Genomic DNA, 13771 nt, shown 5'->3' with positions numbered 1-13771 from the left:
TCTTTTGACGAAGCAAAAGAAGGTAGGTGCGCCGCCGGGCGCACACCCCGGCTCCCGCCCTTCATCACAGCATGCATCAACCATCGCCCCTGCCTACACCCCCACACGAATGCGAGAATCCACCAGCCCAACCCAAGCCCCCGCCCCCGGCAAACCCCACACCCCCATGCACTCCCCCACCCTGCACCCGCCCACCAACAACCTGCTGCGCGCCCTGACCCTGCTCCTGGCCGCCGCCCTGACATGGCTGGCCCTGCCCGCCCAGGCCGCACCACCCAAGGCCTACAGCAAAAACGGTGTCAGCTTCCAGCACCCCGCCACCTGGAAGGTGATGACCGACGAGATCGAGAAAGACGGCGCCGGCATGCGCAGCATCGACCTCGAAGGCCCCGGCGACGCGATCATCAGCCTGATGTTCATCCCCTTCCTGTCGGGCCAGAACATCGAGACCCTGGCCACGCGCGCCGCTGAGCACCGCGCGCAGATGGACAAGGGCGCTGCGGCCAAGGAGGGCCCGGACAAGATCACCCCCACGGGCCTGGCCTCCAGCGCCATCATCCGGCGCGTGGGCGGCAAGGAAATCAAGGGCGTGCTGCAGCGCTTCGGCTACACCTCCGGGGGTGAAACCGTGCAGCTCGAAGCGCGCTTTTTCTCCATGGACTTCGGCGATGCCAGCAGCGCCAACCTCATGACCCAGTCGATGGCCGAAGATACCAGGCAGGTGGACGCCGCCCTGGGCCTGGTGATGGACACGCTGCGCTACCGCGCCAAGCGGTAGGGGCATGTAGTAACAAGCCCCCACCCTTCCTGACTGCCCCTTCTCCCCACCCATGCACCGCACCATGTCCCTCTTCGCGACCCCGCTCCCGACCATCCGCGCAGCCACACGCCGCAGCGTCACCACCGCAGCCCTCGGCCTCATGATGATGATGATGACGCTGCTGCTGGCCGGCCTCGCCCAGCCCGCCCTGGCCGCGCCCAACACCACCTACAGCAAGGACGGCGTGAGCTTCGAGCACCCCGCCGGCTGGAAGGTGACCGAGGACTCGGTCGCCCAGGACGAAACCCGCCTGCGCAGCATCGACCTCGAAGGGCCCGACGAGGCCGTCGTCACCTTCATGTTCAGCCCCTTCCTGAAGGACCAGAACATCGAGGCCTTCGCAGCCAACACGGCGAAGAACCGCGCCGAATCCGCAAAAAATGCCAGCGCAGTCGCGCAGCAACTGCGCTTTGGCCCCGTGACCACGGCACCCCTCACCCGCAAAGTGGCAGGCCAGGAGAGCAAGGGCGTCTCGCAGCGCTTCGAGATCAGCCTGCAGGGCCTGAAGCTGCCGCACGAGGCGCGCTTCTTCAAGGCCAACCTGGGCGAGACCACCGCCATCATCATGACCCAGGTGGCCGACGAATCCGCCAAGGCCGTGGAGCCCGGCTTTGCGCTGGCGATCGATACGCTGCGCTACCGCGGCACCGGCAAGCGCTGACTGTTGACCGCGGCGCAGCCGCCCGTCACAGTGGGCGCGCCTCCACAAGCGTGAATCCATTCTCGGCCGCCCATTCGCGCAAGGCCTGCTCGGTGGCAGCGGCCTCGAAGTCGTACCAGACCTGCAGCAGGCCATGGTCCTCCAGCAGACCCTTGAACCGGCCATAGGCGCCCGCCCGCTCGAAACAGCGGTACACCCGCTCGGCCAGTTGCGGCGCCTGCTCCTCGGCGAAGCGCCAGGCAAGGCGCCGTCCCAGCCCCAACCCCGCTGGGTCCGGCACGGCAAGGTACAGCGACCCATCCTCTAGGTCGTCGGGTACCGGGTCGTCCTCATCTTCGCAATCGCCGCCGACCCACCAGATCCTTCCGGTCTTGCGGTCGACAAAGGCAGCGTTCTCGAGCGGCCCCGTGGCGCTGGTCCACTGGAAGGCGTCGATGAGTTCAGAGAGCTGCACCAGGGTGGTCATGGCAATCTCCAAGGTGGCTACAGGTCAGGCGACGGTCAGGCCCTGTCGTGGAAGCACGTGCGCCCGGCAAAGGTCCGCTGCAGCGCCAGGCGCAGCGCGTGGAGCTGGGCATCGGCCAGCCTTGAGGGCCAGACACTGCCGTCACGGCACAGGCCCTTGCCTCGCGCCACTGCTTGCAATATAGCCGCGCTCCAGACAAATCCGCCAGTACCGGCCCCCTGTGATCGACGCGGCCTACCGCCCCTCAATCCCCTCCACCGCCACCTGCAGCAGGTGCGGAGCAATGTAGCTGCGGTGCATGCGCTCGATGAGCGCCATGTACAGGCGGCCAAAGGCATTGCGGCAGGCCACACGGGTGGCCAGCGAGTATTCCACGCGGCCGTCGTCCAGGCAGCGCACGCCCACACACGAGCGAAACGCGAGGTGCCTGTCGTCTGCGCCCAGCAGCACCTGCGCGCTGCGCCCATCGGCCGCCACCTGGCTGGAATGCACAGGGTAGCGGCCGGCGAACAGCAAGCTGCCCTCGGACATGGCCTGGCCTGCCGTGGGCGGCTGCAGCGACGACACGGGGCAAGCCAGCGGTGAGCGACGCAGCCCGAGCGGGCGCACCACGGCATTGCGCACGGCCATCATGCGCGATACACCTGGGTGCCGGTGCACGAGAAAGCTGCCCAGCAGGCCGGCCAGCAGAACTGCGGCTTCCGGCGCAGCGCCTGCCGGGGGCGCAGTCACCAACGTGAAGTAGTCCTCGTGGTGCAGCGCATGGCCGGCCAGCGCCTGGCGCAGCAGGCTGTCCGCTGGCAGGCCAGGCTGCTCCTGCACGCGACTGGGCCGCAGCTCGCTCACATAGCCGCCGCCCTGCAGGGGCGCCAACACGCTCGCCAGCGCAGGGCCCAAACGGCCCGCCTGTGCGCGGTAGTAACCGCACGCAGCCGCCAGCCAGCCGCCAGGCCGCTCGCCAAGCGAGAGCACCGTGGTGGGCACCTGCCGGGCCTGCACCGGCGCGCTGGCCAGCAGGGTCTGCACGGCGTCGGGCAGCAGCTCGGTCAGCGAGGGGATGTCGCCCTGGTCCTGCAGCACCTTGCTGCGCAGCGCCGCGCTGAGCTCGCCGCCCAGCTCGTTGGTGTGGGTGGACAGGGCAAAGAACGCCGGGTGCCCGGCCTCTTGAACGCTTGGCACGAACTGGTGCCAGTTCTCGCCCGAAAAGCGCACGGTGAACAGACAGTCTGGCGGCACATCGACATGGCGCAGCGCCCGCACAAAGGCCGCCGGGTCGCGCGCGATCTCTTGCGGAGTGGCACTGGAAAAGCGCAGTTGCGCCCCGGCACTGCCCGACACTGCCGTGAACACCCGGTGCCCCGCATGCCGGTGGAACGAGTGCCCGCCCTGCCCCACGCCAAAGCTGTAAAGCGCCGTGGCATCTCCCTTGGCGAAGTCGCTGCCACCGAGCTTGGCGGAAGGCTCGTCCAGCGCGTCGATGAAGCGCACGTGCTGCCCCTGGCGCGCCATCATGTCGCGGCACATGCCCGTGCCCGCACCCCGGCCCAACCGGGCCAGCAGGGTCACCTCGATGGGCAGCGCGCCCGGCCGCGTGGGCAGCGCCACAAACGGAAAGGTCGCCGTCTCGCGCGTCAACCGCAGTACGGGGTGGGCACGGCCCAGGGTGGCAGTGGTCATGGTGCTGTTCATGCGTCGGCTTCCTTCTTCTGGCGGCGGCCTGGAGGTTCTGGGGTGTTCGTCAAGCTGCAAGTGCGGTACATGGCCGGCCTTCAAACTTAGTATATTTAGTTAATTACCTAATTGCAACCTTAACAAATGAACTACGCCATAACGGCGCAATCCAGGTGGTCAAGACTTTCCTGAACTGCAGTCTAGTTTTATCTTGACTTGGTTTAGAAATTACTAAACAATAGACCCCATGGCAGCCCCTGCGCACTGCGGCGTCAACCGATCTGATTCGTTCATTCATCCATCCACCGTCAGCACGCGCCAGGGGCTGCCGCCTTCTCCTCTCCCTCTGATCCCATGCCATCCGGTCACAGGCCGGATGGCATGGCCCCTCTGCCAGGAGCACCGCACCATGCAAACCGCCTTGTACCCTGCTACCGCCGCCGCACCGTATCGCCCACCTTTCGCCACCCCGCCGACCACCGGGATGGACAAGGGCACGGACAGGGACAGGGCCCTGTTCTGCCGCAGCGCCAACGACCCGGTGCGCGACGCGGTCCACCACCACGAAGCGCGCGCTGCAGCGTCCGACGCGCAGTACGCCGCCGAAGACGCCGCCCACCGCGAAACCCTGGCCTTTGCGCGTGGCGGCGACTACGCGCGCCTGCTGTCTGCGATGGACTACCGCGACAACGACACCCGCGCCATGCACGCCCTCGTCACTTGCGCCCAGCAGGGCCATGCACTCGCGCGCGAGGCCATCGAGGTGCTGGCCCGCACCTGGGCCGAAACGCATACCGAGGCCGCGTGATGGAACGGCCGGAAATGCAGGACCCCAGGCGCGTCGTCACGCCTGCCAACGCCATTTTGGTGCTCGGCGCCCTGACCATCGGGTCCACGCTGCTGTGGGCGATGCACGAGGACGCACAGCACACAGTGCGGCGCGAGCGCCTGGAGCAGCAGGCCGCAGCGCAGGAGCAGTTGCCACGGCAGCCCAGCACGGAGCAGCGCCGGCACATGGCCGCGCAATTCGTGTGCGGGCATGGGGTGGCTTACGAGTGGGTGAATGCGAACACGGTGGAGTGCCACCAGGAGCCCGCAGCAAAATTGGCGCTGGGGCGATGAGCCCCCCTGCCCTGCCCCTGGCTGTGGTCATTCCCATGCCCGGCGGAGGCCGCCAACCACGTCAGCCGTCGGGCCCCCTGGCCCGGATGCGCACGAAGCGCACGCGCTTGGAACTCTGCGGCAGCAGGTACCACCGCACGAGGAGAACGCTCGATGCAATGCACATGGTGGTGCTGGGCCGGTCCATCATCTGCTGCTCCACTTCATCGAGCTCTTCCCGCGACGGCCACAGGTGCACGAACTGCACCTCGATCTCGCCCGGCCGCTCGACGACATCACGGATATCCAGGTAGGTGCACTGGACACCGTAGCCGCGCGAGACGCCGATCACCATGTGGCGGCTGAAATCCACCATGGGCCGGCCGTCGCGCGGGCGCACTTCGTTGCGCGGGTCGGTGCTGCGCCCCTGGCTCCACGCCTGCTCCCACTGGGCCTCGGTGCGCGCCACGTACTCGGCATGGGGCCATACCTTTTCGCCGTGGAACTCCATCGGCAGGCGCACGGCCTCCAGGGGACCTTCGTGCACCGGGTGCACGCCGCGCCCGGGCAAGGCACCGCAGCCCGCCAGCAGGCCGCATCCAACCGCCAGAGCGGCCAGCGCTACCAGCCGCCGGGTGGGCATGGTGGGTGCCGGCGCTTCTTGCCCGTTGTCGTACTTGGCCATCGGTTGATCAAAGCACGCGGGCGCGCACCGAACAAGCCAGAAATTGCCCGCTGACGTAACCCGAACGGGTGCTTTTCCTACGAGGCCAGGCCGCGTCGTTCGCGACCATTCACCACCAGCCCCCGAGATGCGTACCCCCTCCCCCCCATGAAGGAGCCGCCATGCCACGCCGCCAGACAATCGCCCTCGCTGATCCCCACCCCATCATCGCCACGCAGGAGAGCGGCTTGGCCGAATGGATGCAATCGCTCGATTGCTCGGAAGCCGACCTCCTCGAAGCCATGTCTGCCGTAGGCAACTCGGCGCAGGCCGTGCGCAACTACCTGTACGGCGGCAAGGGTCCGTGGCAATGGCTGGCAGCCGCCACCTGACGCCAGCCGCCGCTGCCTCCGCTGCCCGGCGGGCCTGCTGGCATGGCCATCGGCCAGAATCGGCCCATGGCACAGCAACGCAAGGAGAACGCCCAGTGGCATACGAGCACCAATCGACTTCGGCAGACGGACGGTTCGCGCTCCAGGTCGACCCTTGGGAGGCGCGCAACTCCCACTGGGTGTTGACCCCGCAGGTGCGCGACCTGAACAGCGACCGGGTGCTCTTCAAACCTGTGGCCTCTTCCTGGTCCGCAGATGGCTCCACTTGGACAGGCAGCCAGGTGCGCATCGCCCTGCGCAAGTACCCGGGAGACCAGCCACGCCCAAGCCTGGCGGCCTGGGTGGATTGCGAACGTGAAGTGGCCTGTATCGAAGGCAGCGAGACGCGCTTGGCGCTGGACCAGTTGGAGACAGAACTGGAGCGCTCGTTGCTGGCCGGCAAGCCCGAACGCTAGTGTCCCGAGTTGGAAGTTCGTTGACGAGAGAATTCTGCCGAAATCGCTGCCAGGTNACAGCCATGCTGGGAGCATGGCGAGCATTTGCAACGACGCATGGCGGGGATTGTCGGTAGATTTATTCAACGAATTTCTAACTCGGGACACTAGGCCTTCACATGCCGCCGGGGGTGAATGCGCGCCGCGAAAATGGCGTACACGGCGAGGCCGATCGCCATCCACGCACCCCAGCGCGGCGCCCCCAGGCCCAGCAGCGCATACGCCACGCACAAGCCGACGACACCGCCCTGGATCACGTAGGCCAGGATCTGGCCCAGGTCGGGCCCATCCGTCCTGCGGCCCCAGAAGTAGGCAAAGATGATGGGCAGGGGCATGAGGATCAGCACTGCCAGCCCCGCGCCCTGGCAGTCGCCCCGGCAGCGGTCGCCGGCGTGGGCCACGGCCCCCAGGGCGTTCCAGACGATGAAGGCGAGGGTCAGGGCAAGGCGGCGCACGGGCATGTTTCCAGCAGATGGTGTGATCGGGTGCCCGCAGCTTGCGTCATTCACAAAGGTCGGCGTACCGTGGTTGGCGGGCTGGCAAGGATCTGGCACGCAGACTGACACCGGTATTTTCAGCCAGGCAGGCCAGCCCCAGTGGCGGGTGCAAGGCCGTGGAAACCGGCTTTTTTGCCTGAATCAGCGGGGAACTATCCGGCGGCGCAGGTGGCCATGCAAGCGCGCGGCCGGGGCAAAATGGCCAGCCCACCAGGAGAACCCCCGTGAAAGTTCAAGGCCAATGCCATTGCGGCGCCATCGCGTACGAAGCCGAGGTTCAGCCGGGCAGCATGACCATCTGCCACTGCACGGACTGCCAGATCCACTCGGGCTCTGCCTTCCGCGCCAACATTTCCGCGCCTGCGGCCAGCTTTCGGCTGCTGCAGGGCACGCCCCGCACCTATGTGAAGACGGCAGACAGCGGCGCCCGGCGGCTGCTGGCCTTCTGCGAACACTGCGGCACGCCCCTGTATGCCTGCGCGGAGCAAGCGCCGACGGCCTATTCGCTGCGCACCGGGGTACTCAAACAGCGGGACGAGCTGGGCACGCCCCAGCGGCAGATATGGACGCAGCGGCGCCGCGCGTGGGTGGCGTTCTCGGAAAAGGTGGAAAGCTTTCCGGGGCAGCCAGGCTAGGGCACTGCCGGCCCCACCCCACCCCCCAACACCCGGTACACCACCGCCAGCGCATTGAGCTGCGCCAGACGGTTCTCCTCTACCGCCAGCTCCGCCGTGCGGCGCCGCTGCTGCGCGTCCAGCCAGGTGCGCAGGCCCGTGGAGCCGGCGCGGTAGCGCACCTCGTACAGGCGCTCGGCCTCGCGGGCGGCGGTCAGTTGCAGGGCCAGTTGTTCGCCCTGGCGCAGCAGCTGGGTGCGGGCCGAGAGGGCGTTCTCCACGTCGGCGAAGGCGGTGTACAAGGCCTGGCGGAAGTTGGTGACCGCCTCCTCGTACTGTGCAGTGGCCAGTTGGCCCGAAAGCTTCATCTCCTGTGCACGCAAAAAGGGCAGGCTCAGGCCCGCGCCCAGGCTGGCCACGGGGTTGGAGAGCAGGCGCAGCAGCGAGGTGCTCGACGTGCCCAGCTCGCCCGTGAGGCTGAGCGCGGGGTAGTAGCTGGCGCGGGTGGCGTCGCCGCTGGCCAGCACATTGCGCAGGCGGGCCTCGGCGGCGCGCAGGTCGGGGCGGCGGGCCAGCAGCTCGGCGGGGGCGCCTGCGGCCACGGCGGGCAAGGCGGCTTCGGGCAGGCGCTGGGGCTCGGCGGGCAGCACCTCGGCCAGCGTGGTGGCGCCGGGGGGCGCGTTCATCAGCACGGCGATGGCGTTGCGCGTTTCCACGCGCTGCTGCTCCAGCTGGGCCAGGGCGGCGCGCTGGCTGGCCACCGTCTGCTCGGCCTCGCGCAGCTCCAGCGCCGACACCGCGCCCGCGTCGTACTGCGCGCGCACCAGTTCCTGCGTGCGCAGGGCATAGGCCAGGCTGTCGCCACCGCTGCCCACGCGCTGGTTCAGGTAGGCCAGTTGCCAGTACAGCCCTGCGGCCGTGCCGGCCAGGGCCTGGGCGGCGGCCTCGCGGTCCTCGGCGCTGGCGCGGGCGGCCCACTCGGCCGCGTCGCGCGTGCTGGCCACGCGGCCCCACAGGTCCACCTCGTAGCTGGCCGACAGCGATGCGCCGCTGCTGCGCGCCGTGGCGTTGCTGCCGCCTTCGAGCCGGCGCGATGCACTGCTGGACAGGCGCCCCGCCACCGTGGGGGCCAGCGCCGTGGCGGCAATGCCGGCCTGCAGCTGCGCCTGGCGCACGCGCAGCGCGGCGGCGGCCAGGTCGTTGTTGCGGGCCAGGGCGGATTCGACCACCTGGCTCAGCGCGGGGTCGCCGAACTGGCGCCACCACTGGTCGGGCAGTTGGGCAGTGGCTGACGCCGAAGGCTGTTGCTGCTGCCAGGCGGCAGGCACGGTGGCACCCGGCGCCTGGTAGGCCGTGCGCGTGCCGGCGCAGCCAGCCAGCAGCAGGGCCAGCGCCAGGGGAACCAGGGCGAAGGAGGTTTTTTTGATGGTCGTCACGTGCAGTCGGTCCTTCATGTTCATCAGTCGCGTGCAAGCGCATCGATGGGGTTGAGGCGCGCCGCGCTGCGCGCCGGCAGGAAGCCGAAGACCACGCCGATCAGCGTGGAGCAGGCGAACGCCCACACCATGGAGCTCACGGAGAACGCCAGCGGCACGACCGGCGCCACGCTGGTGATCAACGCGCCCAGGCCCAGCGCGATGGCGATGCCCAGGCCACCGCCCAGCAGGCACACCAGCACCGCCTCGATGAGGAACTGCTGCTGGATGTCGCCCTGGCGCGCGCCCACGGCCATGCGCACGCCGATCTCGCGGGTGCGCTCGGTCACCGACACGAGCATGATGTTCATCACCCCGATGCCGCCCACCATGAGCGAGATGACGGCGATGGACGCGACCAGCAGGGTCAGCGTCTGCGTGGTGGTCTCGATGGTCTGGCGGATGCTGTCGGTGTTCAGCACATAGAAGTCCTCGCGGCCGTGGCGTGTCTTGAGCAGTTGGTTGATGCCCTGCTCCGCCGCGGCCATGGGGGCGGTGTCGGCCACGCGCACGGTGATGCTGCGCAGGTAGTTCTGCCCCACGATGCGGCCCATGGCCGTGGTGTAGGGCACCCACACGTTCAGCGCCTCGCTGTTGCCGAAGGCGTTGTCGCTCTTGGCGGCCACGCCGATCACGCGCACCGGCACGCTGCCCAGCAGCACCACCTCGCCCACCGGATTGGGCAGGTTGGGGAACAGCTTGGCGCGGGTGTTGTCGTCGATCACCGCGACCTGCTGGCGCTCCTGCACGGCGCTGGCGTCAAACACCGTGCCCTGCGCCAGCTTCACCGCCTTCACGCGAAAGTACTGCTCGCCCACGCCGTTGACCGTGCCGGTCAGCTCCACATTGCGCCAGCGCAGCCGCGCCGCGGCGTTGAGGTTGGGCGTGACGCTGTCCACATACGGCTGGGCGGCCAGGGCGTCGGCATCGGCCGGCACCAGGGTGCGCACGGCGGCAGAGCGCACGTCGCCGAAGCCCGAGCCCGAGAACACCTCGATGGTGTTGGTGCCGATGGCGCTGATGTCAGCCAGCACCTTCTTTTGCGTGCCCGCGCCCAGCGCCACCACCGACACCACCGAGGCGATGCCGATGACGATGCCCAGCATGGTCAGGAAGGTGCGCAGCCGGTGCGCGTTCATGGCCAAGAGCGCCATGTGGAAGGCCTCGCGAAAGCGGTCGCCAAAGGCAGACAAGCGCGCGAAGAAGCCCGTGGGCGCGCGGCTGGCGGGCCGGCCGGCACCCGTGCCGGGTGCCGGCGCCCCCTCGCGCCGCGTGTCGCCCACGATGGCACCATCGCGGATCTCGATCACGCGCTGCGCGTGCGCAGCCACGCCCATGTCGTGCGTGACGATGATGATGGTGTGGCCCTCGGCGTGCAGCTCTTCGAGGATCTTCATCACCTCGGCGCCGGAGTGCGTGTCCAGCGCGCCGGTGGGCTCATCGGCCAGGATCACGCGGCCGCCGTTCATCAGCGCGCGGGCGATGGAGACGCGCTGCTGCTGCCCACCCGAGAGCTTGCCCGGTGTGTGGTGCATGCGGTCGGCCATGCCCAGGCGCGCCAGCAGTGCGGCCGAGCGCTCGTGCCGCTGCGCGCGCGTGCGGCCCGCGTACACGGCGGGCACCTCCACGTTGCCCTGTGCCGTGAGGTCCGACAGCAGGTGGTAGCGCTGAAAGATGAAGCCGAAGTGCTCGCGCCGCAGCTCGGCCAGCTCGTCGGGCGCCAGTTGCCCGGTCTCGCGCCCGTCCACGCGGTAGCTGCCGCGCGTGGGCGTGTCCAGGCAGCCCAAAATGTTCATCAGCGTGGACTTGCCTGAGCCCGACTGCCCGACGATGGCCACCATCTCGCCGGCGTGGATGGTCAGGTTCACGTCCTTGAGCACGGCCAACACCTGATCGCCGGCCGGGAACTCGCGCGTCACGCCGCGCAGGTCGAGCAGGGGCTGCGGTTCTGCCGCCCCGCTGGGTTGTGCGTTGCCTTGCATGGCTTGCGCTGCCCCGCTCACTGCCGTGGCGGGCCACCGCGCATGCGGCCCGGGTTGGTGGCCGATGGGGCGCTGGCGCCATCGCCCAGCACCACCTTTTCGCCAGCGGCCAGGCCTTCGGTGACCTGGGCGTTGACGTTGTTATTCAGGCCCACCCTCACCTGCCGCGGTGCGGCGTTGCCCTCGGCGTCGACCACGCGCACGGTGGTGGTGCCGTCGGCGTTGCGCGCACCCAGCGCGGCCGACGGGATGGTGACCACGCCCTTGGCCTCGGCCCGCACGATGTAGACCTGCGCCGTCATGGAGATGCGCAGCTTGCCGTCGGGGTTGGGCGCGTCGAACAGCCCGTTGTAGTAGATGGCGGTGGCCGTGGCGTTGCTGGTGGCAGCGGCGCTGGACTGGGACGACTCGTTGGCGATGGAATCGGGCGCGGGCTCCACCGCGCGCAGCGTGGCCTGGTAGCGCTGGTCAGGCTCGCCCAGGATGGTGAAGTACACCTTCTGCCCGGGCTTGACGCGGGTCACGTCGGCCTCGGAGATCTGGGCCTTGACGGTCATGGTGTCCACCTTGGCCAGCTTGATGATGGTGGGCGCGGCCTGGTTGGCGTTCACGGTCTGCCCCTCCTGCGCGACCAGGGCCACCACCTGGCCGTCGATGGGCGCGACGATGCGCGTGTAGCCCAGGTTCACCTTGGCCGTGTCGGCGGCAATGGCCGCCTGCTGCATCTGCGCCTTCAGGGCGTCGATATCGGCCAGCGTGGTGCGCCAGGTGGCCTCGGCCGCCTCCAGGTCGGCCTGGGGGCCGGCATCGGCCGCGCGCAGTTGCTGCTGGCGCTTGTAGGCCAGCTCCACCTGCGACAGCGAGGCCTGGCGCGCACGCAGGTTGGCCTGCGCCGTGGCCAGCGCCGCCTCGGAATTGCGCACCGTGTTCTGCTGCGTCAGGGAGTCGATCTCGGCGACCAACTGGCCGGCCTTCACGTTGTCGCCCAGCGCCACCTTCAGCGACTTGATCTGCCCCGACACCTGCGCGCCCACGCTCACCTGCTTGAAGGCCTGCAAGGTGCCGCTGGCCAGCACCGTGTCCTCCAGGTCGCCGGTGGCGGCTGTGGCGGTGATGAAGCTGTTGGCCGGCTTGGCAGGGAAGAACTGCCACTTCACAACAGCGCCGGCAGCGGCCAGCGCCAGCACGGCAAGGCCGATGCGCAAGGGTGTTTTCTTGGAAATGGGCATGGGAGAAAGTTGAAGGCTGTTCGGAAAAATGAGGGGTGACAGGGAAGCCGGTCAGCCGTTGATCGGCTGGCCAGGCGCCTGTTCAGCGGGTTGTCTGCGCACTCACCTCGGTGTGCGCCTGGCTGCTGCGGCGGGGGCTTTTTCTTTTGCCTTGGGGGTCACTGCCTTGCGTGGCACCGGTGCCGGTGCTGGTGGTTTCTTGCGGGATGGCGGCGCGGCGGCATCGCCGAACGGCCTTGCCGCCACCGGGTCGCAGAACGGCAGGTTGCTCACCGCGCGGATGGCCCGCGCCATCTGCGCGACCACCTGCTCCGTGGTGAAGGCCTGGCCATCGCACACCGCGGTGCGGCTGATGGCCTCGTCCACCGTGCGCACGGCGCCCATCACCGCGGCAGCGCACAGGCGCACCTCGAAATCATGGTGCGAACGGCCCAGCCGGTCGCCGATGAGGGCCGCCATCTCCCCTTCGCCATCGTGGTACGAATGCAGCCAGATGGAGCGCAGGTCGGGCTCATCAGGCAGCGCGGCAATCAGCCGCACCACCAGCACCATGTCCGCAATCTCCTCGGGCGTGTGCCGGTCCAGCGCGAACTGGTCGGCCAGGTGGAGTTCCAGTGCCAGGTGGCGCGGCCAGCAGCGCAGCTCGCGCGCAAAGCGTTGCCAGGTCTGCGCGAACAGGGGCTCGACACAGCTCTCCTTGTTGCGAAAGTACCGCCACACCGTGCGCTCCGAGATACCGGCCGCTGCAGCAATGTCGCCGCCGCTGGTGGCAGCCACGCCCTGGCCGGCGAACAGCCGGGCGGCTGTGCGGGCGACCATCATGCGGGAAGCTTCGGATCTGGAGAATGTCATTTACCGCCATTCTATTGGCAGTAAATGACAACTCGGCCAGCAAGGCCTCTCAAGGCACGGGGTTGTGGGGTGCGCGGGGACATGGCGACCGGGCGGGGCGGCACCCCATGGCCGTCGTCAGTCCGCCCCGGGCTTGTCCAGCAGTGTCCCGTTGATGGCCACCATCTTCCACGACAGCAGGCCATAGCGGTGGAAGACGAAGCCCACCTCGCGCCCCTCGGAGCTCACGTGCACGGTCGAGTAGTCGCGGTAGTCCACATGAAAGCGCGGCCTGGTGCTGCCGTTGGTGCGCTCAGCGCCACCACCGCCCGTGGAGGATGGCGGTGCGGCCACCGGCGCCCCACCCGCAGGACTGCCCTGCAGCAGCCTTACCACGCCCGATGGGGAGACCATGGCGTCGATGGCCTGCGTGAGCATGCTCTTCACGAAGGTCTGCGCCAAGTTGGCGAAGGGGTTGTCGGCAGGCACGCCGCGCGTCTTCATTTCCGCGTCCATGCGCGCGGTCAGCAGCTCTTTGACCGAGTCGCGCAGCAGCACGAAGTCCACGTACTCGGACACCTTGGCAGCGTCTTTGTCGCGCACGGCGTTGGACAGGGAGTGCAGGGCCCAGTAGGGGAAGGCGTAGATGGCAGCGCCGGCTGCCACGGCGATGGCCGCTGCGAAGGCCAGGACTTTTTTCTTGCTGCTGCTTGTTGCGTTCGTCGTTGCGGTCATGTGGGTTGGTCCCTCGGTTTTTTGGTTGTTGACTGGTCACTGGTTTCAACGTGCGGTGGGGGATGGGGGTTTACTTGTGCTGCGGCTTGCTTTCAGGACTAGGCACGTTCGTTGTTCGTGCCGGCTGCATGCCTGCATG

At 68.5% G+C, this 13771-nt stretch carries 16 protein-coding genes; 7 read left to right on the top strand and 9 right to left on the bottom strand.

Going from position 1 to position 13771, the window contains the following annotated elements; all coding sequences use genetic code 11:
• Positions 1-166 precede the first annotated feature (166 nt).
• Together ASE28_RS27150 and ASE28_RS27145 are read left to right on the top strand one after the other, a co-directional pair.
• On the top strand, positions 167-778 hold the full coding sequence (locus ASE28_RS27150; protein WP_057269262.1) for a hypothetical protein: 612 nt from the start codon (positions 167-169) through the stop codon (positions 776-778).
• 64 nt (positions 779-842) lie between these two features.
• The gene (locus ASE28_RS27145) at positions 843-1481 is read left to right on the top strand and encodes a hypothetical protein (protein ID WP_057269261.1); all 639 of its coding nucleotides are present in this window, start codon (positions 843-845) and stop codon (positions 1479-1481) included.
• Between the two features lie 25 nt (positions 1482-1506).
• Here ASE28_RS27145 and ASE28_RS27140 read toward each other — a convergent pair whose 3' ends face one another.
• Both ASE28_RS27140 and ASE28_RS27135 read right to left on the bottom strand, forming a co-directional pair.
• Complete coding sequence (locus ASE28_RS27140; protein WP_057269260.1) at positions 1507-1947, bottom strand: hypothetical protein; 441 nt, start codon at positions 1945-1947, stop codon at positions 1507-1509.
• Between the two features lie 234 nt (positions 1948-2181).
• The gene (locus tag ASE28_RS27135; protein ID WP_057269259.1) at positions 2182-3636 is read right to left on the bottom strand and encodes a DUF2867 domain-containing protein; all 1455 of its coding nucleotides are present in this window, start codon (positions 3634-3636) and stop codon (positions 2182-2184) included.
• A 391-nt stretch (positions 3637-4027) separates the two neighbouring features.
• Between ASE28_RS27135 and ASE28_RS27130 the strand changes: the two genes are divergently transcribed.
• Together ASE28_RS27130 and ASE28_RS27125 are read left to right on the top strand one after the other, a co-directional pair.
• Positions 4028-4426, top strand: a complete 399-nt coding sequence (locus ASE28_RS27130; protein ID WP_157422142.1) for a hypothetical protein — start codon at positions 4028-4030, stop codon at positions 4424-4426.
• Positions 4426-4740, top strand: coding sequence for a hypothetical protein (locus ASE28_RS27125; RefSeq protein WP_157422141.1), 315 nt, complete (start codon positions 4426-4428; stop codon positions 4738-4740). The genes ASE28_RS27130 and ASE28_RS27125 overlap by 1 nt, the downstream gene beginning before the upstream one ends.
• 61 nt (positions 4741-4801) lie before the next feature.
• On the opposite strand, the gene ASE28_RS27120 is transcribed toward ASE28_RS27125, so the two are convergent.
• Positions 4802-5404: a hypothetical protein gene (locus tag ASE28_RS27120; RefSeq protein ID WP_057269256.1), complete on the bottom strand. Its 603-nt coding sequence runs from the start codon at positions 5402-5404 to the stop codon at positions 4802-4804.
• Positions 5405-5565: 161 nt separating this feature from the next.
• On the opposite strand from ASE28_RS27120, the gene ASE28_RS27115 reads away from it, so the two are divergent.
• Together ASE28_RS27115 and ASE28_RS27110 are read left to right on the top strand one after the other, a co-directional pair.
• A complete protein-coding gene (locus ASE28_RS27115; protein ID WP_057269255.1) occupies positions 5566-5775 on the top strand; it encodes a DUF3606 domain-containing protein in 210 nt (69 codons plus the stop codon).
• Between the two features lie 95 nt (positions 5776-5870).
• Positions 5871-6230, top strand: a complete 360-nt coding sequence (locus ASE28_RS27110) for a hypothetical protein (protein ID WP_057269254.1) — start codon at positions 5871-5873, stop codon at positions 6228-6230.
• 146 nt (positions 6231-6376) lie between these two features.
• On the opposite strand, the gene ASE28_RS27105 is transcribed toward ASE28_RS27110, so the two are convergent.
• The gene (locus tag ASE28_RS27105; RefSeq protein ID WP_157412385.1) at positions 6377-6724 is read right to left on the bottom strand and encodes a hypothetical protein; all 348 of its coding nucleotides are present in this window, start codon (positions 6722-6724) and stop codon (positions 6377-6379) included.
• 266 nt (positions 6725-6990) lie between these two features.
• Between ASE28_RS27105 and ASE28_RS27100 the strand changes: the two genes are divergently transcribed.
• On the top strand, positions 6991-7401 hold the full coding sequence (locus ASE28_RS27100) for a GFA family protein (RefSeq protein ID WP_057200884.1): 411 nt from the start codon (positions 6991-6993) through the stop codon (positions 7399-7401).
• Here ASE28_RS27100 and ASE28_RS27095 read toward each other — a convergent pair.
• The 5 genes from ASE28_RS27095 to ASE28_RS27075 all read right to left on the bottom strand — a co-directional run bounded on the left by ASE28_RS27095 (position 7398) and on the right by ASE28_RS27075 (position 13632).
• Complete coding sequence (locus ASE28_RS27095; protein WP_235516228.1) at positions 7398-8816, bottom strand: efflux transporter outer membrane subunit; 1419 nt, start codon at positions 8814-8816, stop codon at positions 7398-7400. The two genes, ASE28_RS27100 and ASE28_RS27095, sit on opposite strands and share 4 nt — an antisense overlap.
• A gap of 23 nt (positions 8817-8839) precedes the next feature.
• Positions 8840-10837, bottom strand: coding sequence for a MacB family efflux pump subunit (locus tag ASE28_RS27090; protein WP_057269253.1), 1998 nt, complete (start codon positions 10835-10837; stop codon positions 8840-8842).
• A gap of 17 nt (positions 10838-10854) precedes the next feature.
• Positions 10855-12066, bottom strand: a complete 1212-nt coding sequence (locus ASE28_RS27085) for an efflux RND transporter periplasmic adaptor subunit (protein WP_057269252.1) — start codon at positions 12064-12066, stop codon at positions 10855-10857.
• 102 nt (positions 12067-12168) lie between these two features.
• Entirely contained in the window at positions 12169-12918 is a 750-nt protein-coding gene (locus ASE28_RS27080; protein ID WP_082608272.1) for a TetR/AcrR family transcriptional regulator, read from the bottom strand.
• A gap of 117 nt (positions 12919-13035) precedes the next feature.
• Positions 13036-13632 (bottom strand): DUF2939 domain-containing protein, encoded by a 597-nt coding sequence (locus ASE28_RS27075; RefSeq protein ID WP_057269250.1) that lies wholly within the window; start codon positions 13630-13632, stop codon positions 13036-13038.
• Positions 13633-13771: the final 139 nt, after the last annotated feature.

Source organism: Acidovorax sp. Root219 (genome assembly GCF_001428665.1).
Taxonomy (GTDB): Bacteria; Pseudomonadota; Gammaproteobacteria; order Burkholderiales; family Burkholderiaceae_C; genus Acidovorax.
This window is presented reverse-complemented; position numbering and strand designations above follow the sequence as displayed.

Excerpts from the sequence above, each read along its gene's own strand:
- ASE28_RS27135 (WP_057269259.1), bottom strand. The coding sequence starts at position 3,636 with ATGAACAGCACCATGACCACTGCCACCCTGGGCCGTGCCCACCCCGTA.
- ASE28_RS27140 (WP_057269260.1), bottom strand. The coding sequence starts at position 1,947 with ATGACCACCCTGGTGCAGCTCTCTGAACTCATCGACGCCTTCCAGTGG.
- ASE28_RS27120 (WP_057269256.1), bottom strand. The coding sequence starts at position 5,404 with ATGGCCAAGTACGACAACGGGCAAGAAGCGCCGGCACCCACCATGCCC.
- ASE28_RS27075 (WP_057269250.1), bottom strand. The coding sequence starts at position 13,632 with ATGACCGCAACGACGAACGCAACAAGCAGCAGCAAGAAAAAAGTCCTG.
- ASE28_RS27090 (WP_057269253.1), bottom strand. The coding sequence starts at position 10,837 with ATGCAAGGCAACGCACAACCCAGCGGGGCGGCAGAACCGCAGCCCCTG.
- ASE28_RS27125 (WP_157422141.1), top strand. The coding sequence starts at position 4,426 with ATGGAACGGCCGGAAATGCAGGACCCCAGGCGCGTCGTCACGCCTGCC.
- ASE28_RS27085 (WP_057269252.1), bottom strand. The coding sequence starts at position 12,066 with ATGCCCATTTCCAAGAAAACACCCTTGCGCATCGGCCTTGCCGTGCTG.
- ASE28_RS27080 (WP_082608272.1), bottom strand. The coding sequence starts at position 12,918 with ATGACATTCTCCAGATCCGAAGCTTCCCGCATGATGGTCGCCCGCACA.
- ASE28_RS27150 (WP_057269262.1), top strand. The coding sequence starts at position 167 with ATGCACTCCCCCACCCTGCACCCGCCCACCAACAACCTGCTGCGCGCC.
- ASE28_RS27115 (WP_057269255.1), top strand. The coding sequence starts at position 5,566 with ATGCCACGCCGCCAGACAATCGCCCTCGCTGATCCCCACCCCATCATC.
- ASE28_RS27145 (WP_057269261.1), top strand. The coding sequence starts at position 843 with ATGTCCCTCTTCGCGACCCCGCTCCCGACCATCCGCGCAGCCACACGC.
- ASE28_RS27130 (WP_157422142.1), top strand. The coding sequence starts at position 4,028 with ATGCAAACCGCCTTGTACCCTGCTACCGCCGCCGCACCGTATCGCCCA.